Here is a 24,601-nt window from a genome sequence, read left to right on the forward strand (position 1 = left end):
GATGGTAGTTGGACCTTTGGTCCTGTGAGAGTAGGTCGTTGCCATGCTGGGTGAGAGTTTTCAAGCGTCCCTTAGGGGACGCTTTTTTTGTGTGGGAGGAAGGCCAGGGGTTAAGCCTACTAAGTTAGAAATTAGGCTAGCTAATAAGTAAAGTACTTTTATAGCTCTCGATATAATGAAATACCAATCTAAATTATCACAGTAATTAGCTTCAAATCCCTATAATATAGGATATCTAGCGTATAAGCACGGTAAGGAATATGAGTTTTATATTGTTTTCATTATAGAGTTGATGGTATACTATAGGAATAATAAGTCAGACCCTCCTCTTATTTTGAAAGAAGATTGGCAAGCCAAGACTTAGTCAGCTCAGACTAGCTTGCTAGCTCTTTCAAGGGGGACGAGGTCTAAGTAGCGAATGCGGAGGCTGGGGGGACCTAGCTTCTTTTTGTATATCAATCATTATATCGTCTCCTCAAGGAGACGGACGACTAGCTGCTTTTCATGCGGCCAGTTTGGTTCTTATATTAGTTCAAAGGAATGACGCAACATGTCCATGATTCTCTCTCTTTATCTGACCCTTATGCCAGTCATATTGTCAGGTATTGCCAATATGATATTTTGTAAATCTTCCCTATTAGACTCAGTCAATCAACCCATTGATGCTGGACGTCTACTAGGGGACGGTCGTCGTCTTTTTGGGGCCAATAAGACTTGGAAGGGATTCTGGGGGATGGTGGCCTGGGGCTTACTTGCTCAATTAGTTTGGTCCTATTTTCTGGCGAGTCAGCCGGATTTAGAGAAACTTCATTTAATTTATGCTCATTATCCGAATAAGCTAGCGACTAACCTTCCGCTGGGGATACTCTTGGGCTTGGCCTATGTGCTTTTTGAATTACCTAATTCTTATCTCAAGCGTCGCCTAGATATTTCGCCAGGTAAGACCGCTAAGGATGCTTGGAAGTATCCCTTTATTTTACTGGATCAGATTGATTCCTTAATCGGGATTCTCTTGGTCCTACACCTTTATATTTCGTTAGATTGGGCACAAGTCATTGGACTATTGCTTGTAGGGACATTGACCCACTTAGGAGTTAATCGTCTATTGTATCTAGCGAAACTGAGACAAAATCGATTATAGGAGTAATAAGATGGATACACTCTATCAAGCCAAACAGACCCCAAGCTATGGGGGGAAAATTAATCATCTTTTGGATCTTAGGCAGCTCAATCTCCCAGTACCAAATGGGCTTATTCTATCAGCCGAGCAAGTTATGACTTGGCTAGCTGATTGCTGGCCAGAATTAGCAGCCCCAAGACTAGACTGGGGTAAGTGGCTCAAGTTAGATCGAAAAGTGGTGCAAGACCGGTTAGAAAGTCAGAATCTGCCTGCTAAATTGGAGGAAGCTCTAGGAAATTTTATAGAGGACGGTAAGACCTATATTGTTCGCAGTAGTGCTCTCTTGGAGGACCAGGCGACTACTTCTTTTGCCGGTCAATATGACTCGATAGCAGATTGCCAGACGATGTCATCAATTGCAGCTGGGATTAAGGCTTGCATCTTGTCATTACTTAAACCTCAAGCCCTTGCTTATTGGCATCGCCAAGGGCAATCCTGGCAGGACTTTGGCTTAGCCATTTTAATCCAGGAGCAATGTCAGCCTGATTATAGTGGAGTCTACTTCACCTTGAACCCTGAATCTAATCAAGACCAAGAGATGCTGATTGAGTATGTAGCGGGAGCGGGAGAGCAGTTAGTCAGTGGTCGCGTGAATCCAAAGCGACTAAGCTTAGCCTGGTATGAGCCGGATTTGAAGCTAGTTGCAGCCAGTGGTCTATCTCAAGCCCTACTGGCCAGACTTCATGAACAAGCCATGCTTATTAGCGCCCACTTTGGTCGCCCTATGGATGTCGAGTGGTGTGCATGCGGTGACCAAGTCTATCTAGTTCAGGCTCGCCCTATGACGACGCTGCCTACTCGAGTCAGCCAAGGACGGTGGACGACAGCTAATTTTCGCGATGGCGGTGTGGCAGCTCAATCCTGCCCTAATCTCATGTGGAGTCTCTACTTTGATGCTTGGCAAGAGTCCTTGTCGAGCTTCTTGGAGGTCATTGACTTAGCCCCTAGTGGTCCTATGCCGGACTTGATGCGTCGGCATCATGCTCGTCCCTACTGGAATTTAGGGGTAGTCAAAGCAGCCATGCAGCAAATTCCTGGTTACATTGAACGGGATTTCGATGATGAGCTAGGGGTTAATAAGGATTACGAGGGTAGAGGATACCGAAGTCAGTTAAGTTTGGGTCTTCTGACACGCTTCATCAAGGTGGCTTGGAAGACGCAAAGCCTTACCAAAAAGTTCATGAAAGCAGCCCCTGATAACTTAACTAATTTACAGGACAACTTTAAGCAGCTAGAGTCCGAGATTGCAAGCCTAAGTTACGAAACGCCCTTGGAACAAGTTGAGACCCTCTGGCGTCAAGTCATCTTAAACTGCTACAGAAAAACGGAGCAGACTTATTTCTGGCAAGCCTACATCAATACGGTCCAGCTCTCCATGCAAAAGACACGGCTACTCAAATGCTTAAGCCAAGACCAGTTCTTTCAATTGATTGCAGACCTAGGTAATATTTCCCATACCCAGCCTTTAGAAGAAATGCTAGCCTTAGCTAGTATGATTCGAAATCGGCCCCTGATAAAAGACGATTGGACGCAGCAAACATTACCAGGTTTAGTAGAACTTGCTCAGCAAGAAGGGCAGCGGGATGATTTTAAGGCCTTGGCTGATTTTATGGTTAAGTTTGGTCATCATTCAAGGCGGGAACTGGACTTGAGGGTACCAAGTTACATGGAAGAACCTGAACAAATTTTAGCGCTAATCCAACGCCTAGTGCTTGACGATGCTTATTATGATAAGGCGCAAAAGTCTCTGGTCAGTCAGCACAAGGAACAAGGGCTACCTAGTGGCTTGACAGGACGTCAAAGCCGCAAGATTAAGAAGATTGCGACCTCCTTGCGTCACTTATTGTGGTGGCGAGAAGAATTTAAGGATTGCTCAACTCATGCCTACCACCTGATTCGGCAAGTCAGCCTGGCTTTGGGTCGAGCCTATCTTAAACAAGGCTACCTAGAGCAAGTGGAGGATATCTTCTATCTGACCAAATGGGATCTCTTAGCCTTCATGAATGACAAAGATAGAAGTATTGACATACAGCAACTAGTCAAGCAGGATCGCCATTATTGCCAGTCCTATGATAAATGTCAGGCGCTAGGAGACTTAACAGAAGGTAATTTCCAACCGCTCCCACAAGGCAGTCGGGAAGCTTACTTGAGTGGTATGCCTGCTAGCAGTGGTCAGGTCACGGGGCGAGTGCGCGTGATTTTAGACTTGGCAGATATAGCTAGCATTCAACCGGGTGAGATTTTAGTGACAGCTTATACCGATACGGGTTGGAGCTATGTCTTTGGCATCTTAGGAGGCCTGATTACGGAGACGGGCGGGGTACTCTGTCATGCCTCCATTGTGGCCCGTGAATGTGGTATTCCGGCTCTGGTTTGTGTCCAAGAAGCAAGCAAGAGGCTCAAAACGGGCATGCTAGTCACGCTAGACGCAGAGAAAGGAAAGATTCATCTACATGAAGATTAAAAACTATTTGATTGGAGAGTATGATAAGTCGGTCATACTTACTTACTTGGGAGCGGCCTTTGCCTTAGTAGCTATCTATTGGACCTTACAAGGGCAGGTCCGGCTAGCCATGATGGCCTTTATCCTTAGTGGAATTTGTGATCTCTTCGACGGTGTAGTGGCTAGACGCTTACCACGGACACCAGAACAGGAACGTTTTGGCATTGAAATTGATTCACTCTGCGATATGATTAGCTTTGCTACCTTGCCAGCTTTTCTCCTCATGTCCCAGCTAGCGCTTGGACCTGCCAATCTCTTGCCTGCTATTATCTATGTGCTAGCAGCGGTGACGCGCTTGGGGCACTTTAATCGCTTGGCCAAGCATGATGAGGGGAGTGGGCAATATTTTGTCGGGGTTCCCGTTACTTATGGTGCCTTGTGCTTTCCCTTAAGCTATCTATTAGGTCAGTGGCTGGCTCCTGGATTCTATACTTGGCTGTGGTTGGGATTAGCCATACTCTTAAGTGGCCTATTCGTCTGGAACCAGCCCGTCCCTAAGCCTAACAAGAAGGCTTATCTGGCTTTTGCCTTATTAGCAATTCTTAGTCTAATCGGGCTTTGGGTCTTGCCTTATGGTTAAGGTCTACCAGCGTCAAAGTGGTCAGGTCATAGAGCCTGCAGTCTATCAAGAAGGCTTGGTTAATCGCCTCTATCAGACTAGATGGGGGCGGTGGCTCCTCCCTCTCTTGACACGGCCTAGCATCTCCTATTTGCTGACCCTAAGTGATTACTTGCCCTGGTCAAAAGCTAAGGTAAGAAAGTTCCTAGAGACCTATGACCTGTCTCTGGCTGACTACCAAGAGGGGACCTATCCCCACTTTGCAGCCTTTTTCCAGCGAAAAATTCAGCCAGATTTACGCCCTGTCTGTCCAGAAGGGCAAGTATTAGCCGTAGCCGATGCCAAATTACAAGTTTTTGATATTCATGAAGACTTAAGTTTGGTCTTAAAGGGTCAAAGCTATGATTTGGCAGAGTTATTGGAAGATGACCAACTAGCGCAGGCCTTCCAAGGTGGGCTAGCCTTAGTATTTCGTTTAGGGGTCGAAGATTTGCATCGTTATTTAGCCATTGAATCTGGGGTAATTGTCCATCAGAAAAGCATCAAGGGCAAGTTGCATAGTGTAAGGGAAGTAGCCCAAGCCCAGCGATTGATTTATCGTGAGAATAGCCGGCATTACTGTCTGATTGAGACAGAAGAGGGGCCAGTTCTCCAGATGGAAATTGGTGCACTGCTAGTCGGTCGAATTTATAACCATCATCAATCTTACCTAGTCAGAGGCCAGGAGAAGGGCTATTTTGGCTTAGGTGGGTCCACTATCGTCGTACTATATCCAGCCAATCGTATTGAGCTGGACCAAGATATTAGATATTACTCAGACTTAGGTATCGAAAGCCAGGTCAGAATGGGTGAAAGGATAGGTGTTAAACATGTTTAAGCGTTTAGCGATTTATTATAAGGAAATGTTTCCGCTGGGGTCGCGTTTTATCGTGGCAGCCATTATGTTTTTCGAGATTTACTTTGTCCTCTTGTTAAATGACGGGGTGACCAGCTTTAATTTCAACCATCAAGAATTGATTGGGATTTTCACCATTTTTGTATTCTTAATGATTTTACGTATTGCAGATGACTTCAAGGACTATGAGACCGATCAACGACTCTTCCCCCATCGGGCTTTACCGTCAGGTCGGGTCAAGAAGAAGGATTTAGCTATCGCCTTAGCCTTTATCGTCACGGTCTCTGTTATGTTGAATATCTTCTTCATGAATAATATCTTTTGGTTCCTCTTCCTCTATATCTACGGAACCTTGATGTCTTTCTGGTTCTTTAAGCGAGATAAAATTCAAAATTCATTGCCTTTAGCCTTGGTGACCCATAATCCGGTCATGATGATTCTGAATCTCTATACTATTTCCTTCGTATGCTATAAGTATAATCTGCCCCTATTGTCAGTTCCGACCGTTCTCTTGGCCTTCACCATGTACTTCCCAAGCTTGATTTGGGAAGTCTGTCGTAAGATTCGAGCACCAAAAGATGAGACAGAATATGTAACTTATTCCAAGCTCTTCGGTTATAAGAAGGCTACCCGTTTCATCGAAGTAGTCACCATTCTAGATATTATGACCAACTTCCTTCTGCTCTGGAATATTTCCCATGTAGGGGTCGTGGTCTTGGTGCTTAATGTTATCTGGATGACGGTTCAGTTCGAGCAATTCATTAAGGATCCAACGCTCTTCAATATTCGGGAAAGAGTTGAGCGTTATACCTATATTACTGAGACCACCATGGTCGTCTCAGTAGCTGTCTACCTTTTGATGGGAGTCTTCTAATGAAACAAGTCTATGATCTCCAGAAAGTGGGGGGGAAAGCCTACCACCTCATGGAAATGACCAAAGCGGGGTTACCAGTACCTAGTTTTGCGGTCTTTGCCTTTGACTGTTTTGATCGAGCGGACAGCATGGATTTTCTAGCTAGTCAGGAAGCAGCCTATCAGGCGGGGAATCTAAGTTTGGATCAGCTGAGTCAAGAACTACTGGCTTGGGCTAAAGAGAGTTTTGCTAAGGAAGATTTAAGTCCTGTGCTGAGCTGGGTCAAGCAAACTTTTCCATCTGGTCAGGTGCGTTTGGCAGTTCGTTCATCTGCTAACATTGAAGATGGTGCCGTCTCGTCCTTTGCCGGACAATTTGAAAGCCAGCTAGATGTCCCAATCGACCACTTACCCCAGTCTCTAGAGCATACTTTCTTGTCCCTCTATCAGGTATCCGCTCTGGCCTATCTCTTCAAGCAAGGGATTAGCCTGCCAGAAGCTCAGATGAACTGTCTGGTTCAAGTCATGATTAAGGGGGATTTATCAGGTGTTTATTTTACAGCCAACCCTAAGGGAATTCTTAATGAACACATTGTGGTTGTGGGACAGGGATTAGGTGATCAAATTGTAGAAGATAAGGTGCCTACTAGCATGGTGACTTATCATCCGGCAGATCAGCTATCCTATACGGAACAAGAGCCAGGCGCCCCAAGTTTAACGACTAGTCAACTAGGGGAGCTAGAATCCTTAGCCCAGCAAGCCATGACGCTTTTTGGCCCCTATCTGGATTTGGAGTTTACCTTCCAAGGAGACCGGCTCTACATCTTACAGGCTCGTCCCATTACTACCTTGCCACAAGGCAAGCAAATCATTCTGGATAATAGTAATATTGTGGAGAGCTATCCAGGTCTCTCCACACCCTTAACTATCAGTTTTATTCAAGAAGCCTATGCGAGTATATTCCGTGGCTTGGCTCAAAGATTGGTGGGGAAGGGGGCAGCTGAACTGGCTGCCTATGAGCCGACCTTCCAGAATATGCTCTGTCCAGTCAATAGTCGAGTCTACTATCAAATTCAAAGTTGGTACCAGCTTCTGCAATTGTTGCCTTTCTCTAAAAAAATTATTCCTATCTGGCAGGTTATGCTGGGAGTGAGGGAGACGGAAGTACCGGCCATGCCGGTCCATCTCTCGCCTTGGAAGCGACTTAAGATTATGGGCCGAATTATGCGCGAGTTTTTCACTGCGCCTAAGCAAATGGCCCAGCTAGAACAGGAATTCATCCGGATTCAAGCAGTATTTCAAGAGCGCTTCTCGCCAGATGCGGATTTGGAGCAGTTGACAGCTCTAGTCGGACAGCTTAAGGATGAGATTCTAGCGCATTGGGACATTACCTTGATTAATGATCTTTATGCCTTCGTCTATACGGGTTTATTGAAAAAGTCGCGTCAAGGGCAAGATGTTCAGGCAGAAATTGCCGGTATTGAACAGATTGAAAGTATGCGGCCGGCTCTAGCCCTTCAGGACTTAGTTGGGGAGCTCAAGGATCCCAAGAACCATGCTCTTCGTCAGGCAATAGAAAATGAAGATGCAGCAGACTTTTTAAGTCGACAAGATCCCTTAGTAACCAAGATTCGGGATTTTATCCAAGAATTTGGTGACCGAGCACCCGAAGAACTGAAACTAGAAACACCGACCTTCCGTACCCATCCACAAGGCCTCTTATCCTTGTTAGTTCAAATGTGCCAGCAAGAAGCCCCTGACCTAAAAGCCTCAAATGCTGCAAGCAATCAACCAAGGAGTTGGTGGACGGGCTTTTTACGCCGTCGCGCGATGACTGGCGTGAAGTACCGAGAAAGCTCAAGACTAAATCGGACACGGATTTATGGGATGATGCGGATGATTTTTCGAGCCATTGGGGCGCAACTTGCCAAGCAAGGCTATTTAGAGACAGAAGAAGACATCTTCTATCTGACCAAGGAAGAAATCTTTGAATTGGCCAGACAGCCACACTCAGTATCGGACCTGATTGCAGAAAGACGTGCTAAGCTAGCGGGTGACAAGACCTTACCTAACTTCAGTCGCTATGTCTTCTTGGGTCAAGTATTTGAGAAGTATGTGCGATTTTCAGGGCAGTCACGTAGCCAGTTGAGTCGGGCAGAACACCTGCAAGGGATTGGTTGCTCGCCTGGTCGGGTTAAGGGCCAAGTGCTAGTAGTGGACGATGTTCAAGCCATTGAATCTGCTCAGGGTAAGATTATGGTAACCAGAATGACAGATCCAGGGTGGGTCTATCTCTTAACTCAAGCCCAAGGGGTCATCGCTGAGCAGGGATCCCTCCTGTCTCATACAGCCATTATTTCGCGTGAGCTAGGCATTCCATCAGTTGTGAATGTGCGGGGTGCTACGCAATTGCTGAAAAGTGGGGATTGGATTGAGATGGATGGCTTAAGCGGCCAAGTAACCATTTTGGAGGAGGCGGACCATGCTGACTATTAAAGCTGTGCAGCCTCATTCGCCGGAGCTAGTCGACTTTCTAGCCTTGCCGCAGAAACTTTACGGCAAGGGGCACTTAATGCAGACACCTGAAGAGGAAGCAAGTCTGATTAGTGGGACCCATCCACTTAGCCCGGAAATAGAAGTGAGAGCCTTTGTCGGTTACCAAGATCAGCAAGTTCAGATTCGGGGTTTGCTGACTTATTATCCAGTCGATGGCACTTGCTTCTTAGGCTATTTTGAGTCCCTAGATGATGTGGACACGGCCAAGCAGTTTATAGCTTACATAGCAAATCAGGCCCGTAACTTAGGGGCCGAAAAACTCATTGGTCCTGTTCAGGCTAGTTTTTGGTTAGGCTATCGCATGCAGCTATCTGGCCACGAGGACTTACCTTTTACTGGCGAGCCCCATCAGCCGGCTTATTACCCCAAACTCTGGGAGGCAGCGGGATTCAAATTGACCGAAAGCTATCTGTCTAATTTCTATCCTAAGGTAAGTCCCACTACCCAGGAAGCAAAACTAGCTAAGCGTTATGAGGCTGCCTTAGCAGCGGGGATTACCATTCGATCTCCCCACAAGTCGGATTGGACTGAGGTGTCCTTACAAGTGTTTGAACTCTTGAATCGACTTTACCGAGATTTTCCTATTTACCGTTCCTTGCAAGGGGCACAATTTAGTGCTATTTTTGAGAAGTATCGTTATATTTTGGATTTTTCTATGGTTAAGTTGGCCTATCAGGAGGATAAGCTAGTGGGTTTTTTGATTACCATGCCAGACTATGGAGTCTTGGTTTATCAAAAGTTAAATTTATTTACTTTAGCCAAATTATTTTGGACTAAGCATCGAGCCAAACGCTACATCATACTCTACCTAGGAGTAGATCCGCAGTATTTGGGTTTGGGGTCAGCATTGAGCTATTCAATTTTTAAGCAAGCTCAAGCCAGAGGGGCTTCTGCCGTTGGCGCCTTAATACATCAGCATACCCTGACACGTCACTATGCTGCTGACTTACAGGGAACTAGCCATACTTATGGGCTCTATCAACTCTTACTATAAAAAAGCTCGCACTTGGGATAAGTGCGAGCTTTTTACTTGGTTTTAAATAGAGGGACTAGGATTTCTGAGATTTAAGGCTTTTCGTCACTAACCGCATCAATTGATGGGCCAAAGCCAGGTTCACCACCATGAAAATTAGCCCTAGCAAGGTCCAGATTAGGAGGCTTAGGAGGCTATAGTTCGTTTGATCGATTACTTGCTTGATAATCAAGATGCTGGGTGGAAGCAGCACTAGGCTGCTAGCTAGGGCAGGAATATATTTTCTGATCAGGATGCTTTGGATCAGGTGGATGAGGAGATGCAGGCTGAAGGCTATGAAGGCCCCTAGCCAGACCAGATAGTTAGCAAAATACAGGCTAGCGCCGGTGATGATAATCACCACTAGATACTCCTCTAAGACTGCCAGAGCAAAGCCTGAAGGGGAAAAGTGATCATAAGCAACAGCAATTCTAGGGTACTTGTCTAAAATCGCTTGATTTTTGTCCAGCCATGGACCAAAGCCAATGATTTCTTCCATCTCATGTAGCATAAAAATGACGGGAAATAACCATAAGAGATTTTCCATAATTTGCTTCCTCTCCTTGTTTTTTTACTTTTGTATTGTAGCGCTTCAAGACCAGCATTTCAATCATACTGCATGTATAAAATAGACAGCTAGATGAGACTTTGGGTTATAAGATGAGAATCCTATAAGATTAGTTGTTTTCTCACTGTATTTAAGCTAAAATGTAAGGCTAAAGACTTGTTTCTGAGCACCGTTTACGGTACACTAGGCGTGAGAATACGTATACATAGAAAGAGAGAGAAATACTGTGACAGATTTAAATCCAAATCAGGCGGTGGGATTGGCTACCAAAGCAGTCAGAACGGTTGATTTTGATCAAGAATTTGCCTATGACGGACCTTTAGGTGCCTTTTATACACCTCAATCAACTCGTTTTATCGTTTGGGCACCAACGGCTAAGAGCGTGACCGTTGAACTTTATGAATCCAACCAACCGGATAGTGACTTGGCTAGCGTCCATGTTATGCAACGTGGTGAACGCGGTACTTGGGTCACTGAAATTTTAGGGGACTTGCATCTAACAGCCTATACTTATTTATTAGACCATGGTTCATTAGGCCTTAAGCGCAGCCAGGATCCTTATGCCATTGCGGCGGTAGTCAATGGTGACCGCAGTGTGGTGGTCAACCCAGCAGCCACTCAAGTGGAGGGCTTTGACCGTATGCCGTCTTTTGGCAAGGCGACCGATGCTATTATCTACGAACTTAATGTCCGCGACTTCTCAGTAGCGGAAGATTCTGGCATTTCAGCCAAAGGTAAGTTCTTAGGTCTTGCCGAAGCAGGCACTCATACCTCTAAAGGCCAAGTAACTGGTTTAGACTATCTTAAGTCGCTGGGCTTTACCCATTTGCAATTATTACCAATTTATGATTATGCGACAGTAGATGAGACAGAAGCCAAGCCATCAGCCTACAACTGGGGCTATGATCCTAAGAACTACAATGTGCCAGAAGGCTCCTACGCGACGGATCCTTATGATCCGCTTAGCCGGATTTTAGAGCTCAAGCAAACTATTAAGACCCTTCACGACAATGGTCTGCGCGTCATTATGGACGTGGTCTATAACCACGTTTATCAGTTTGACTTGCAAGCCTTCCAGAAGATTGTGCCAGGTTATTACTTCCGTTATGACCAGGCAGGTAACTTGTCTAATGGGACTGGGGTCGGTAACGATACTGCTTCTGAACGCTATATGATGCGCCGCTATATCTTGGATTCCATCCTTTACTGGACACGAGAATTCAAATTAGATGGCTTCCGCTTCGACTTAATGGGGATTCATGACGTTGAAACCATGTTGGCCGTACGTCAAGCCCTGAATGAAATTGATCCTTCCATTATCGTTTTAGGCGAGGGTTGGAACCTAGGGACTATGTTGCCTTATGAAGATAAGGCTGCCCAACACAATGCCTACCGTATGCCAGGAGTGGCTCATTTCAACGATTCCATTCGTAATGCCCTCAAAGGTGGTAACTTCAACAAGCAAGAAGGCGGCTATGTCAATGGACGTCCTGATTTAGAAAAGTTAGTGGCTCAGAACCTCTTAGTAGGGATTCCTAACTCGGCCTATGCTAGTCCGGACCAAGTCGTCCACTATGTTGAGGCCCACGATGACTTAACCCTTTATGACAAGTTGTGTTACACTCATCCGCATGATTCTGAAGAAGTTCGTGTTCATCGAGCCTTAATGGCGACCAGTTTGGTCCTCTTGGCGCAAGGGATTCCCTTCATTCATGCTGGTCAAGAATTCTTAAGAACCAAGAGACTGATAGAGAATACCTACAATGCACCGGATGAAATCAACCAATTTGACTGGAACCGAGTAGCGGATCATCAAGACACGGTGGATTATGTCCGCGGCTTAATCAAGTTACGTAAGAGCTCACCACTTTTCCGCCAAAACTCTTATGATGAAATTCTCAACTCTCTGGCTGTTTACCAGTTACATGACGGTGTCATTGCCTACCAATTAGAGGATGAGAATTCAGCATATTTCGTTATGATTAATGCTAATGATTGGCGCATGCCGATCACCTATCTGCCACATGGCCTCTACCGCAAGGTAATTGTCGACTATACGGCACCATTGGAAGAAGGCCAAGTCTTCGACCTTAATGGTCACTACGAAATGCCAGGCCTGTCTGTGACCGTCTTGGAACGCGTTGAGAAGGCAGAATAAGTACACAAATCAATCCGACCACTCAAGTGGTCGGATTTTTGTCTTTCAGCATGCAAAAAAAGAGCCACCAGAGCGACTCTTTGACTTCTCGATTCTCCTTAGCCTTCTACGGGGAAGAGGTCTAGAATTTGACCGGTGTAAATATCGCAGACGAATTGGTAGTGAACCAGTTGTTCCCCTTCATAGCGACTAATGCCCCCAATATAAACTTGAGGTTGGCTTTCTAATTCAGGGTATTCAACCGGAACATAGTGAATCCAAGAACCTTCAATCGGTCCTTGTTTAGCAAATTCAGCCTTAACTTCGGCTAGGACCCGGCTCGGGCGTTTAGGTTGGGATTCCAAGTAAAAGAGGGTCCCAGCCACGCCGACAATGGCGCCGGTTAAGAGCAGGAGGCCACCGACGAGGCCTTTACGTGGAGTAGATGACATAGTATTTATCCTTCTTTCATAGGTATGGTGCGCGCTCTATCGAGGAGCGGTAGGTGGGGGCGCACAGGCTTGTGCTCCGTACTCTTAGTGTAACACAAATTCGAGTACAATTCATTGATTTTACTAAGCGCTCGTGAGATAATAAAAAGAGTAAAATCTACCTATTTATAATGGCGAAGGAGGTAGCGGTGCGACCGCGACAGGCATGACATTACAAGGCTTTGACTTAATCAAACATCTGACCGAATTACAAGGGATTTCGGGCAATGAAGGGCAGGTTCGTCGCTTCTTGCAGGAAGAGTTGACACCCCTAGTTGATAAGATCGAAGTATCTGGGATTGGTAACCTCTATGGGATTAAGTATGCCAAGGAACCAGAAGCACCACGTCTCATGCTGGCAGCTCATATGGATGAAGTGGGCTTTATGGTCCGTCAGATTACCTCGAATGGTCTCTTAACGGTGACACCTATTGGGGGCTGGAACCCTTATAGCATCTCAGCTCAACGCTACACCCTTCAAACTCGCAAGGGAGATTATGTCTGCATTTCATCATCTGTGGCTCCTCACTTATTACGGGGCAAGGATGGGGCGGCTAAGTCAGTGGCGCCTGAAGATATCCTATTTGATGCGGGCTTTATTTCCCGCGAAGAAGCCTTGGAATATGGTGTGCGTCCTGGCGATTCCATTGTACCTAAGACAGAAACTGTCTGGACAGCCAACAAGCAAGCCCTAATCGGCAAGGCTTGGGATAACCGCTATGGCTGCGCCGTGATGTTAGAAGCCATGCGGGCAGTCAAGGATAAGAAGCTAGCGGCCACCATTATTGCGGGGGCTAACGCTCAGGAAGAAGTCGGTTTGCGTGGAGCAAAAGGGGCCGTTCATCGCTACCAACCAGATGCCTTTATTGCCGTAGACTGTTCGCCAGCCGATGATACGGATGGCAACAAGGATAAGTTTGGACAGTTAGGGGGTGGCTTCCTCTTACGGGTGCAAGACCCAGGCCACATCACCCACCGCGGTATGCGTGAGTTCTTGCTGGATACAGCAGAAACCCACAAGATTCCATACCAATACTTCTTCTCCAAAGGTGGAACCGACGCGGGTGCCGCTCATGTCAGCAATGATGGGGTGCCTTCAGCTGTTATTGGAGTCTGCGCCCGTTACATTCACGGTCACCAAACCCTTTTCCGTATGGATGATTATGAGGCAGCCAAGGAAATGGTCATCAAAGTCCTAGAGACTTTCGACAAGACAAGCTTAGCGACCATTCGCGCCAATGTCTAAGGACAGACTAAACAAACTAGAAATTTCAGACAAGTAGACGAAAGGAAGACAAGAAATCATATGTGGTTAGCATTCTATAATCCTGGAGGCGTCGGTGACGTGCTCCTTCTCACTAGTGGTCCCGTTTCTTCACACGAGATTGACCCAGATAGCAAAGGTCAGGTAACCGCCCTGCGCCATCATCAATCTCAAGCCATTGTGGGCTATAACCTCTTCGGAGTGGCTGACTTGAACTTAACTGGAGAGGGTCCTGTGACCTTGACTGCCGAGCAAGTGGCTCAAGTCAATGCCCGTATTCAAGCGGCGGGCTTCGATCAAGCGGTTAGCTTTGATGCTTCACCACGCTTGGTCGTTGGTTATGTGGAAGAATGTGTTGACCACCCAGATAGTGACCACTTACATATTACGCAAACACGTGTAGCGGCTGACACTGTCCTACAAATCGTCTGTGGGGCAGCCAATATTGAAGCCGGCCAAAAGGTCTTAGTGGCTCAACCAGGTGCCGTTATGCCAGATGGCTTAATCATTTGGCCAGGCCAATTACGTGGCGTTGACAGCAATGGTATGATTTGTTCTACACGCGAACTAGGTTTGGATGCCATTGAAAATAAACCAGGTATCTGGGTATTGAAAGATGACTTAGCAGTCGGTACACCACTTGAGCAAGTCATCGCCCACTATCAAGGCTAGTTAGCCATTTAGGTGATCAAACTAGCAGCATCAAGCAAGACCAGAAGATGAAAGGACGGTGGCTTATGAAGGACTACCAAGGACCCGCTTACCAGAAGCGGAATGTAAATTACGACAACCGACGTTTTAACCGGGAATCCCAATCGCCTTCAAGCAAGGGCGCCCCTTACAAATTCAAGTCTGCGCTAGAAGAAAAGCAAGAGACCAGCCGGGGCCATCGTCCTGTCTATCATCACGAGCAACCTTGGCGGGATCAACCGCAAAAGATGATTGATGCCAGTCAGACACCACCGCCAGCTACGACAGAGGAGCCATTGGAAGAGGCTGACTATCGGGTAGCCTACCGTGAGCGCCGCAACAGCAATCCAAACCAGCGCTTCAATTCCGATTTGGTGCGGGAACGCATGATGTCAGAGCCAATCGAAGAGGAAAGTCCCGCGCCTAGCTATCGACCGGGTGAGGAGCTAAGATTGCCACAAACCCATTCTGACCGTTTGGATCGTGCCCACGTAGCACCAGCCGAGCGGCGACCTCAAAATGACTGGCCCAAGCCAGGCCAAGCTAGCCGTCGACAGCAAGACCGCCAGGTTCTGGATGAATTTTTAGAAGCGCCGACTTCTCAGCAATCACGCCAAGCTTGGCAAGCTAGCGCCCAAAGAGAGCGGGAGCATCATGAGGCCAGCAGCCAACGTCAAGTCTCGGATGCCCAGGCTAAGTTCCAGTCTATTTTAGAGAATGGGCGAGATAGCCAGGAAGTGGCAAGACAGGCAAGGGCAGAACGTTTCCAACCTAAGGAACTACCTAAACCTTATCAGCCACCGCAATCGCAAGCTGTGACGGAAGTCGGGGTCTCTCGTGAGATTTTGGCCCGTATGCGTAAAGACAAGGACAGTTATTTATTATTTGAAGACTAGAAATTAATTGAGTGAAAGGACGTGTGTAGGTTGATTATGGACAAAGCAACAACCTATCATTTTGTGGGAATCAAAGGTTCAGGCATGAGTGCTCTCGCGCTTATCCTGGTAGGAGAAGGCTATAAGGTACAGGGGAGTGACGTAGGGAAGTACTTCTTCACCCAACAAGGCTTAGAAGCTGCGGGTGTGCCTATGATGGAATTCTCGGCTGACAATATTCAACCTGGCCTGACCATTATTGCAGGCAATGCCTTCGGCGATGACCATGAAGAATTGGTACGGGCGCGCGAATTGGGCTTGCCAATCTACCGCTACCACCATTTCTTAGGTAAATTGATTAAGGGTTATACTAGCATTGCTGTTTCGGGCTGCCATGGTAAGACCTCAACCACAGGTCTTTTGGCGCATACCCTCAAGCACTTAGCCCCTCTATCTTACTTGATTGGGGACGGGACCGGTTATGGTCAGGAATCTGCCAAGTACTTTGGTCTAGAAGCCTGCGAGTATCGCCGCCACTTCCTGTCCTATGCACCAGATTATGCTATTATTACCAACGTGGATTTTGACCATCCTGATTATTTCACTTCTATTGATGATGTCTTCTCAGCCTTCACTAGTTTTGCGGGCCAAACCACGAAAGCTGTAATTGCCTGTGGGGAGGATGCTTATCTACGCCAATTAAAAGCGCCAGTCCCTGTCTACTACTATGGCTTTGACAGCAATTCAACTGTCTATGCAACCAATGTTGAACGGGCTCAAGATGGGTCTTCCTTCGATGTGACCTTTGAAGGCAAGTTCTTAGGACGTTTCCATGTGCCGACCTATGGTAAGCACAATATCTTGAACGCCTTGGCGGTCATTACGGTCTTGACCTTGGAAGGTTTTCCGGCAGATGCCATTGCCCAAAACCTAGCGACCTTCACTGGTGTCAAACGTCGTTTCAGCGTTAAGACAGTGGGGGATTTAACCATCATTGACGATTATGCCCACCACCCAAGCGAAATCAAGGCGACCATTGATGCAACCAAGCAACGCTATCCAGACAAACGCTGTATCGCGGTCTTCCAACCTCATACCTTTAGCCGGACAGTGGCCCTGCTCAATGAATTTGCTGAAGCACTTAACCTAGCAGACCAAGTCTATCTCTGCGACATCTTCAACTCTGCCCGTGAGCAAAGTGGGGAAGTCACCATCCAAGACTTGGCGGCCTTAATTGACCAAGAGGTGGAGATTATTTCTAGCGAGCACCTGTCTCCGCTTATGCAATACAAGGACGATGTCATTGTATTTATGGGCGCAGGTGACGTAGATAAGATTGCCCAACGCTTTGAAAAAGAATATGCCCGCCTACATCCAAATGTCCTCTAAGACTGATTTGGCGGCTAAGACCTAACACTTAATACAAGTCATCACGATCAGCCATTCTTAGCGGCTTGTCCTAAGGGATGCTGCTGGATTGGCTGATTTACTTTGCTTCTGGCTATTAGAGTCTAGGAGCTTATCATTAACACTTAAGGAGGCGCCCCATGACCCAGCGCAAAATTTTACTGATTGATGGAAGTAGTTTGGCCTATCGGGCCTTCTTCTCCATTTTGGATATTGAACGATTTAAGAATAAGGCAGGTTTACATACCAATGCCTTGTTTAGCTTTAACCGCATGCTGGATGGGGTTTTAGACCAATTTAAGCCTACCCATGTCTTGGTGGCTTTCGACAAATCAGGTCATACCTTCCGGACGGAACAATACCCAGAATATAAGGCAGGACGCCAAAAAACACCGGGCGAGTTCCGCGAACAGCTACCCTATTTCCGGGTGCTCTTGGATGCCTATGGCATTAAGTACTACGAATTACTCCACTACGAAGCGGACGATATTTTAGGTACCTTAGCTAAGGCGGCAGACCCAGACGACCAGGTCATGATTGTGTCGGGGGATAAGGACTTGACCCAATTAGCCAGCGACCAGGTGACAGTCTATATCACCAAAAAAGGCGTAAGTGAGCTAGAGCCTTACACGCCTGCCAGCATTTGGGATAAGTACCAGCTGACGCCCCAACAGATTATCGACCTCAAGGGTCTAATGGGCGATAGCTCGGATAATTATCCGGGCATTGAACGGGTAGGGGAGAAGACCGCCCTCAAGTTGCTCCATCAATTTGGAACGGTCGAAGGCCTCTATCAAGGTTTGGATCAACTCAAGCCTTCCAAGATGAAGGAAAACATTATTCGGGACGAAGCCAATGCCCGCCTCAGCAAGTCACTAGCTCGCATTGTCCAGGATGCGCCACTAGAAATCACCCTCGACGATTGCCAACTAGGACAGCGTGACCTAGCTCAGTTAAGTGAATTTTATGTCCAAATGGATTTCCGTAGCTTCCTAGCCCAACTGCATCAAGGGGCGGAAGTCGTCGCTAGTCAAGAGACCACTCGCTATCCCGTGACCTGGTTGGAGTCAATTGAAGATGACCATGTCAAGGCAGCTGGTGCCTTCTATCTGGAGACGCTCAGCGAGAATTATCATTTTGCGCCAGTCCTGGCGGTAGCATGGACCCAAGGCGACCAGGCTTATGCCACAAGTGGCCAAGTTGCCTTTGCTAGCTCAGCCTTCAGAAAATGGCTAGAAGATGGGTCTCTTCCTAAAATCAGCGCAGACCTCAAGCGAGACAGCATCTTGTTGGACCATCAAGGACTGACACTGGCGGGTGTGACCTTCGATGTGGGCTTGGCGGCTTATTTGGTTGATGTCGAGAAGATTAAGGATCTGACTAGCCTGGCCACCTATCTAGACTTGGGCATCCAAGTCCAGCTGGATGAAGTAGTCTATGGCAAGGGTGTTAAACAAGCTCTGCCAGAAAATGAGCGTTTGGCCCAACACTTGGCCGACAAGGTTTCACTTTTGGACCAGGCCGTAGCCCCCTTGACCCAACAGCTAGATGATCTGGGCATGACTCAGCTCTACCAAGACATGGAATTCCCCCTAGCTCAAGTCTTGACGGACATGGAGAAAAGAGGGGTAGCGGTCGATGTGGCCACACTGGATCAGATGAATGACTTGCTCTTAGCACGTTTAGAAGAATTAGAGGCCGAAATTCAAGCATTAGCAGGACAAGCCTTCAATCCTAATTCGCCTAAACAATTGGGTGAAATCCTCTTCGAACGCCTAGGCTTGCCGGTCATTAAGAAGACCAAGACTGGCTACTCGACGGCAGCCGATGTCCTAGAAAAACTCAAGGATGCCCATCCCATTGTGGCAGCTCTACTGACCTATCGCCAGCTAGCTAAGCTTCAGGGAACCTATTTGGCTGGTTTACCTAAGTTTATTCAAGCCGATGGCAAGATTCACACCCGCTTCGTCCAAACCCTGACCCAGACCGGTCGCTTATCCAGTGCGGATCCTAACTTGCAGAATATCCCCATTCGGATGGAAGAAGGTCGCAAGATTCGTCAGGCCTTTGTGCCGTCTGAACCAGGCTGGCAACTCTTTGGTGCCGACTATTCGCAAATCGAGTTGCGGGTGCTGGCACATATTTCAGGTGATCCTCATATGAAACAGGCCTTCTTGGAGGGGCAAGACATCCATGCGGCGACCGCACGACGGGTCTTTGGCCTTTCGGATGATGCGGTGGTGGACAGTGACATGCGACGCCAAGCCAAGGCGGTTAACTTTGGGATTGTCTATGGTATTAGTGACTACGGCCTGTCCCAGAACTTGGACATGCCGCGTAAGGAAGCCAAGGCCTTTATCGACCGCTACTTGGCCGAATATCCAGGCATCTCAACCTTTATGCAGCAAGTTGTGGCTCAAGCCAAGAAAGACGGCTATGTCAGCACCTTGTGGGGTCGGCGACGTGCCTTACCGGATATCTATTCCAGCAACTTTAACTTGCGTTCCTTTGCAGAGCGGACGGCTATGAATACGCCAATTCAAGGGACGGCTGCCGATATTATTAAGGTAGCCATGGTGGCCTTAGATCAGGCCATTCGTCAACGCGGCCTCCAGGCTCGTCTGCTCTTACAGGTGCACGATGAGTTGATTTTAGAAGCACCTCAAGAAGAAATCACCATTTTAGAAGACTTGGTGCCGGAAGTTATGGAGGGCGCTGTTAGCCTATCAGTACCACTCAAGGTAGAAGCAGCCAGTGGCAACAACTGGTATCAATTAAAATAAGGTTCAGGCTCCTTAGCGAGCCCGACCTAGAAAGGAAGTGACTTATGCCAGAATTACCCGAAGTAGAAACGGTACGGCGTGGCCTGACTAGTCTGATTGAGGGCAAGACCATTGCGGAGGTTCAAGTTTTCTGGCCTAAGCTAATTGACTTAAAGCCCCAAGAGACATTGGCTCAGTGGCAAGACTACTTGTGTGGCCAGACCATCCAAGCGGTGGGGCGGCGGGGCAAGTACTTATGGCTGGATTTTGGTTCTCAGGTGCTAGTTTTTCATTTGCGAATGGAAGGTAAGTGCCATGTCTACCCACCAGGTCAGGAGCCTAAGACCAAGCCCAAGCATGTGCATCTAATCATGACTTTTAAGGACGGTAGCCACTTCCATTATGAAGATGTCCGCAAGTTTGGACGTTTCTCTTATATGGCTAAGGACCAATTAGAAAGCTATTTTGCCAGCAAGAAGTTAGGACCTGAGCCCACCCAGGAAACCTTTGACTTATCCCATTTTCGAGCTCAGTTAGCGTCTTCTAAACGGGCGCTTAAGCCCCTCTTGCTGGACCAGACCTTGGTGGCTGGTTTAGGCAATATTTATGTAGATGAAGTCTGCTTTAAGGCGCGGATTCATCCGCAAAGACCGGCCTGCGACCTTACTGTCCATGAGGTCAAACGCCTGCATGCCACTATTATTGAGATTTTGGCGGCGGCTGTGCAGGCGGGTGGTTCTACCATTCGGACCTATCGCAATTCCTTGGGAGCCGCGGGAACCTATCAGGAGTCCTTGGCTGTCTATGGCCGAGTAGATGAGCCCTGTGAACGTTGTGGTCGCCTGATCCATAAGGTTCAATTAGGTGGGCGAGGGACCCATTTCTGTCCGCATTGTCAATCCTCTCGCCTCAAGCATCCGCTAGGAGGGAAAGGCCATGCTTAGAATTGGTTTAACAGGGGGGATTGCCACGGGTAAATCCACTGTATCTAACTATTTAAAGGAACTTACCTATCCATTGATTGATGCGGATGTAATTGCCCGTCAGCTAGTGGAACCTGGCCAAGAGGGCCTGGAGCGTTTGGTGGCGCGATTTGGTAGGGGAATTCTGGATGAGTCAGGTGCCCTTAACCGCCAAGTCTTTGGTCAGCGTCTCTTCGGAGATGCCCGGTTGCGCCAGGAGGTGGATCAGCTTTTGCATCCACTCATTTATGAGGCCTTGGAGGCGGAGAGTCAGCGTCTGGCCCAGGCGGGAGCACAGCTTGCCTTTTTCGATATTCCCTTACTCTATGAGACAGGCTATGACCAAAAAATGGATCAGGTCTGGGTGGTTTATCTGCCCCATGACTTGCAAGTTGAACGGCTAATGGCCCGTAATGGCTGGAGCCAGGACCAAGCGGAGGCAGCCATTGCTAGCCAAGCATCTATTGAAGCCAAGCGTCAGCGGGCAGATCTAGTCATTGATAATCAGGGAACCTTAGCGGCGACCTTTGCCCAGGTAGATCAGGCTTTAAGCCGTCTCTAGCTTGTTCCTCTGACAAGAATTCGTTATAATAGAAAGGAAAAGCGCCCTCTGGCGCCAGAAGATAAGGAGGGAACCCTATGGAATGTCCAAAATGCCATCACCAAAACTCCAAAGTTAATGACTCCCGGCCTGCTGATGGTGGGGCGGCAATCCGGCGGCGGCGGGAATGCCTCAACTGCAAACATCGTTTCTCTACCTATGAACGTATTGAACAGATTCCTTTGCTAGTCATTAAGCGTGACGGTACCCGAGAAGAATTCAGCCAAGAGAAGCTACTGCGCGGCATTGTGCGTTCAGCTGAAAAACGGCCCATTACCATGGAACAAATGCAGGCATTGGCCCAACAAGTAGAAAACAAGATTCGCGAAATCACTGACCAGGAAATTGAATCAGAACAAATTGGAGAATTTGTGATTCCGCTCTTGATGGAATTAGATGAAGTGGCCTATATTCGCTTTGCCAGTGTCTATCGCCAATTTCACTCGCGTGAGAGTTTCTTAAAAGAACTCCAAGCCCTACAAGATCGTTTAAGTGAGAAAAACGATAAGAAATAATGACTTGACTCAAGTCAAATTTAGAAAGGAGGTCCCACCATGTTAAGTCCCTTACAGCCCTTTCGGGTTCGGCAGCAAGCGCCCTTGTCCCAGCTACAGCAGGTGACCCTGCGCCAATGCTATCAGCCTGTCATCGGCACGGTGGGGCTAGCCTTCTATCTGTCTTTAACGGATTACGCGGGAGCGGACGGGGCCTGGAGCCCAGCGGTCATGCATGCTAGTCTGATTGATCAACTGCAAGTTTCGCCGGCCGACTTAAATCAAGCCCGCGGATACTTGGAGGCCTTGGGCTTACTCAAGTCCTATCAACCTAAGAAGGTCCAGGGCAATGCCCAGACTCAATTAGTGTCCTATGAAGTCATAGCGCCACTTGAGGTGGGGAGCTTCTTGCAGCACCCCCTTTATGCGGCTCTGCTGATGAATAAGATTGGGGATCAAGCCTTCTATCGCTTGATGCGCCGCTTTGAATGGGAAGAGATGGATGCTAGCGAATATGTGGAAGTGACCCAGTCCTTCAGTCAGGTCTTCGACTATCCATCAGACCAAGCTATCAAAGATGCTCAGAACCAGGATGCTTTATCTGGCTCCTACCGTCAGCAGACCGCCCCTAATCCAGCAGAAGCCAGCTTGGACCAAGAGAGTCAGGATAGTTTCCGTTATGGTCAGGTTCTGGATATACTAGAAGCGGCCCAAGTCAATAGCCGACTCTTCACGCGGGAACTGCGCCAGCAAATGGCCAGTCTCCATCAAGTCTATGGCTTTGACGAGGAGCAAGTGGCGACAGTCATTAAATTGGCCTACCAAGACCAGACGGAACAAATTGCCATGGATCAATTACCGAGTTTGGCTAAGCGCTATAAGGCTAGCCTAAGCAGCAAGGAATCGGCTTCTAGCCAGGCGGGCCAGCTCAAAGACCAGATTCAAGCCCGGGCCCAAACCTTGCGGGAACAAGGCCACTATAGCAAGAATCAGGCACAAATTATTGCTACGGCGGAGATTTTGCCACCGCTGGCCTTTCTCAAGCAAGTCAAACAGGCCAAGGGTGGCATCCGGAGTGACCAAGAGGGCTACAACCTAGAAGCTGCCTTGGAAAAGGTCAAACTATCGCCTGCCATTGTTAACCTAGCAGTCTATTACCTCTTGGTCATGGAAGGGCGCGACCACCTTTACAAGTCTAATTTTGAAAAATTACTGGATGAGTGGCAGCAAAAGGGGATTAAAGAAGTCCACCAAGTCTTCCGCTATATCGAAGACAAGCGCCAGGCCCAAGCCAAGAAGGATAGCCAGGAGTCAGGACGACCTTATGGTCGGACTCACAAGGGAGCCGGGCCCCATCAGCGCCAAGAAGTGGTGCCTTCATGGTTAGCCAAGCAACGTCAAGAAGGCCAGGATTCAGGTCAGGCATCAAGCCAAGCCAAGCCTGAGGCTAGCCCAGCTGCTAGTCAAGCCACCCAGACCTTCGTCAATCCATTTAAGAAAGGGTCAGCCCAGGAGCTAGACCACTAGAGGAGGAATCTTATGGAGACAATCCAAGACGTCATGCGTCAGATTATGAACCAGCCCCATCTGCAAGAAATTTATGAGCAGGCAGTGGCCTTGGTCCGCCAGGATGAAGCCATTCAAGCCTTCCTCCGAGAACATCAAGCAGAATTAAGTGGGGAAATGATTCAAAATTCCCTTTCAAAACTCAATGAGTTTCGCCTAGAACGTCGGGCGATTGAAGCAGGACAGGCAGGGACTAACCCAGGCTACCAGCCAGAATTATTCATTAACCATAATTTTATTGATGTCCGCTACAAGCCAACCACCGATTACTTAGCTAGCCTCAAGGCCCGTCGCCAAGCCGCTAATTTGGATAACCGCATGATGGCAGATGATGTCCGCCAGGCTCATTTGGCTGATTACATTATTGATTCGCCAGAACGCCAGGCCTTAATTAATGCGGTGACGCAATTTATGCAGACCTATCACCAAGACCCTAAATCAGCGCAGGGTCTCTACATTACGGGCCCTTACGGGGTAGGCAAGACCTATTTATTGGGGGCTTTAGCCAATCATTTGGTGGAAGAAGAGGGGGCGACGGTGACTTTCTTACACTTCCCAACCTTTGCTTCTGATATGCGGGCTTCTATTCGGGACAATAGCACCCAAGCCAACTTGGATAAGGTCAAGCAGGTGGATGTCTTAATGCTAGATGACATGGGCGCCGAGTCTGATCCATCGGGCTGGGTTCGAGACGAAGTCTTGGCCATTATTCTAGAATATCGTATGCGGGAATCGTTACCGACTTTCTTCACTTCCAACTTTTCTCTAAAAGAATATGAAGAAGTCCTAACCTATAATCAAAAAGGCATTAGCCTAGCCAAGGCAGGCCGTATCATGGAGCGGGTTCGTTACCTAGCTCGTGAGATCACCCTCGATGGGCCAAACCGCCGCCAACTCAAACGGCAAGGATAAGGAGTAATAGAATGAATCAACCAGAACCTAATGAACTGATCAAGCGTTATCGGATGACTCGTTTTCTCATGGTCATCGTCTTGGCTGTCCAACTATTCGTCCTGGCAGCCTACTACTTCAAGGAAAAGCAAACGGTCTTAGCCTTTCCTATGATTGTTAATAGCCTTTTCTTGGCTTTGGCCTTGACCCATTTGCGACATATTAAGCCTCGCGATTAAACCAATCAATCCTATTAGCCTCGTTCTATTGGAACGAGGCTTTTTCTTATGATTAGGGGCTTGTCGGATGGGCGCTCGTTACATACAATAGAAGTAA

Annotated in this window: 21 protein-coding genes; 19 read left to right on the plus strand and 2 right to left on the minus strand. The window is 47.7% G+C overall.

Annotation, left to right across the window (positions count from 1 at the left end):
- Window positions 1-550 precede the first annotated feature (550 nt).
- Genes ACO53F_RS03730 through ACO53F_RS03760 form a run of 7 tightly spaced genes read left to right on the plus strand, consistent with a single transcriptional unit; the run spans window position 551 to window position 9,539 of the window.
- Window positions 551-1,141 carry a CDP-archaeol synthase gene (locus ACO53F_RS03730; RefSeq protein WP_485137359.1) on the plus strand — a complete coding sequence of 197 codons (591 nt, stop codon included), beginning with the start codon at window positions 551-553 and terminating at the stop codon, window positions 1,139-1,141.
- A gap of 10 nt (window positions 1,142-1,151) precedes the next feature.
- A complete protein-coding gene (locus tag ACO53F_RS03735) occupies window positions 1,152-3,644 on the plus strand; it encodes a PEP/pyruvate-binding domain-containing protein (RefSeq protein WP_485137360.1) in 2,493 nt (830 codons plus the stop codon).
- Window positions 3,634-4,263: a CDP-alcohol phosphatidyltransferase family protein gene (locus tag ACO53F_RS03740; RefSeq protein WP_485137361.1), complete on the plus strand. Its 630-nt coding sequence runs from the start codon at window positions 3,634-3,636 to the stop codon at window positions 4,261-4,263. Before ACO53F_RS03735 ends, ACO53F_RS03740 begins: the two co-directional genes overlap by 11 nt.
- Complete coding sequence (locus tag ACO53F_RS03745; protein WP_485137362.1) at window positions 4,256-5,119, plus strand: phosphatidylserine decarboxylase; 864 nt, start codon at window positions 4,256-4,258, stop codon at window positions 5,117-5,119. The genes ACO53F_RS03740 and ACO53F_RS03745 overlap by 8 nt, the downstream gene beginning before the upstream one ends.
- Complete coding sequence (locus ACO53F_RS03750; RefSeq protein WP_291431152.1) at window positions 5,112-6,011, plus strand: UbiA family prenyltransferase; 900 nt, start codon at window positions 5,112-5,114, stop codon at window positions 6,009-6,011. The genes ACO53F_RS03745 and ACO53F_RS03750 overlap by 8 nt, the downstream gene beginning before the upstream one ends.
- Window positions 6,011-8,485: a phosphoenolpyruvate synthase gene (locus ACO53F_RS03755; RefSeq protein WP_485137363.1), complete on the plus strand. Its 2,475-nt coding sequence runs from the start codon at window positions 6,011-6,013 to the stop codon at window positions 8,483-8,485. Before ACO53F_RS03750 ends, ACO53F_RS03755 begins: the two co-directional genes overlap by 1 nt.
- Window positions 8,472-9,539: a hypothetical protein gene (locus ACO53F_RS03760; RefSeq protein WP_485137364.1), complete on the plus strand. Its 1,068-nt coding sequence runs from the start codon at window positions 8,472-8,474 to the stop codon at window positions 9,537-9,539. Before ACO53F_RS03755 ends, ACO53F_RS03760 begins: the two co-directional genes overlap by 14 nt.
- Before the next feature lie 55 nt (window positions 9,540-9,594).
- On the opposite strand, the gene ACO53F_RS03765 is transcribed toward ACO53F_RS03760, so the two are convergent.
- Window positions 9,595-10,104: an HXXEE domain-containing protein gene (locus ACO53F_RS03765; protein ID WP_485137365.1), complete on the minus strand. Its 510-nt coding sequence runs from the start codon at window positions 10,102-10,104 to the stop codon at window positions 9,595-9,597.
- A gap of 247 nt (window positions 10,105-10,351) precedes the next feature.
- Here ACO53F_RS03765 and pulA point away from each other — a divergent pair, with 247 nt between their 5' ends.
- Window positions 10,352-12,283, plus strand: a complete 1,932-nt coding sequence (pulA, locus tag ACO53F_RS03770; protein ID WP_485137366.1) for a type I pullulanase — start codon at window positions 10,352-10,354, stop codon at window positions 12,281-12,283.
- A gap of 98 nt (window positions 12,284-12,381) precedes the next feature.
- Here pulA and ACO53F_RS03775 read toward each other — a convergent pair whose 3' ends face one another.
- Window positions 12,382-12,714, minus strand: coding sequence for a hypothetical protein (locus ACO53F_RS03775; protein WP_023390987.1), 333 nt, complete (start codon window positions 12,712-12,714; stop codon window positions 12,382-12,384).
- 205 nt (window positions 12,715-12,919) lie between these two features.
- Between ACO53F_RS03775 and pepA the strand changes: the two genes are divergently transcribed.
- From pepA to ACO53F_RS03830, 11 genes are all read left to right on the plus strand, one after another.
- Complete coding sequence (gene pepA, locus ACO53F_RS03780; protein ID WP_485137367.1) at window positions 12,920-13,999, plus strand: glutamyl aminopeptidase; 1,080 nt, start codon at window positions 12,920-12,922, stop codon at window positions 13,997-13,999.
- Between the two features lie 60 nt (window positions 14,000-14,059).
- Entirely contained in the window at window positions 14,060-14,689 is a 630-nt protein-coding gene (gene ytpR, locus ACO53F_RS03785) for a YtpR family tRNA-binding protein (RefSeq protein WP_303765774.1), read from the plus strand.
- A 65-nt stretch (window positions 14,690-14,754) separates the two neighbouring features.
- The gene (locus ACO53F_RS03790) at window positions 14,755-15,603 is read left to right on the plus strand and encodes a hypothetical protein (RefSeq protein WP_485137368.1); all 849 of its coding nucleotides are present in this window, start codon (window positions 14,755-14,757) and stop codon (window positions 15,601-15,603) included.
- Window positions 15,604-15,639: 36 nt separating this feature from the next.
- Entirely contained in the window at window positions 15,640-16,971 is a 1,332-nt protein-coding gene (gene murC, locus ACO53F_RS03795) for a UDP-N-acetylmuramate--L-alanine ligase (RefSeq protein ID WP_485137369.1), read from the plus strand.
- A 158-nt stretch (window positions 16,972-17,129) separates the two neighbouring features.
- Entirely contained in the window at window positions 17,130-19,772 is a 2,643-nt protein-coding gene (gene polA / locus ACO53F_RS03800; protein WP_485137370.1) for a DNA polymerase I, read from the plus strand.
- A gap of 44 nt (window positions 19,773-19,816) precedes the next feature.
- Window positions 19,817-20,695, plus strand: coding sequence for a DNA-formamidopyrimidine glycosylase (mutM, locus tag ACO53F_RS03805; RefSeq protein ID WP_485137371.1), 879 nt, complete (start codon window positions 19,817-19,819; stop codon window positions 20,693-20,695).
- On the plus strand, window positions 20,688-21,275 hold the full coding sequence (gene coaE / locus ACO53F_RS03810; protein WP_485137372.1) for a dephospho-CoA kinase: 588 nt from the start codon (window positions 20,688-20,690) through the stop codon (window positions 21,273-21,275). Before mutM ends, coaE begins: the two co-directional genes overlap by 8 nt.
- Before the next feature lie 77 nt (window positions 21,276-21,352).
- Entirely contained in the window at window positions 21,353-21,829 is a 477-nt protein-coding gene (gene nrdR, locus ACO53F_RS03815) for a transcriptional regulator NrdR (protein ID WP_023390995.1), read from the plus strand.
- Window positions 21,830-21,868: 39 nt separating this feature from the next.
- Window positions 21,869-23,335 carry a DnaD domain protein gene (locus ACO53F_RS03820; protein ID WP_485137373.1) on the plus strand — a complete coding sequence of 489 codons (1,467 nt, stop codon included), beginning with the start codon at window positions 21,869-21,871 and terminating at the stop codon, window positions 23,333-23,335.
- A 12-nt stretch (window positions 23,336-23,347) separates the two neighbouring features.
- Window positions 23,348-24,286, plus strand: coding sequence for a primosomal protein DnaI (gene dnaI / locus ACO53F_RS03825; RefSeq protein ID WP_485137374.1), 939 nt, complete (start codon window positions 23,348-23,350; stop codon window positions 24,284-24,286).
- 11 nt (window positions 24,287-24,297) lie between these two features.
- On the plus strand, window positions 24,298-24,504 hold the full coding sequence (locus ACO53F_RS03830; protein ID WP_023390998.1) for a hypothetical protein: 207 nt from the start codon (window positions 24,298-24,300) through the stop codon (window positions 24,502-24,504).
- The last annotated feature ends 97 nt before the right edge of the window (window positions 24,505-24,601 follow it).

The sequence above is a fragment of the Abiotrophia sp. genome (assembly GCF_057275535.1).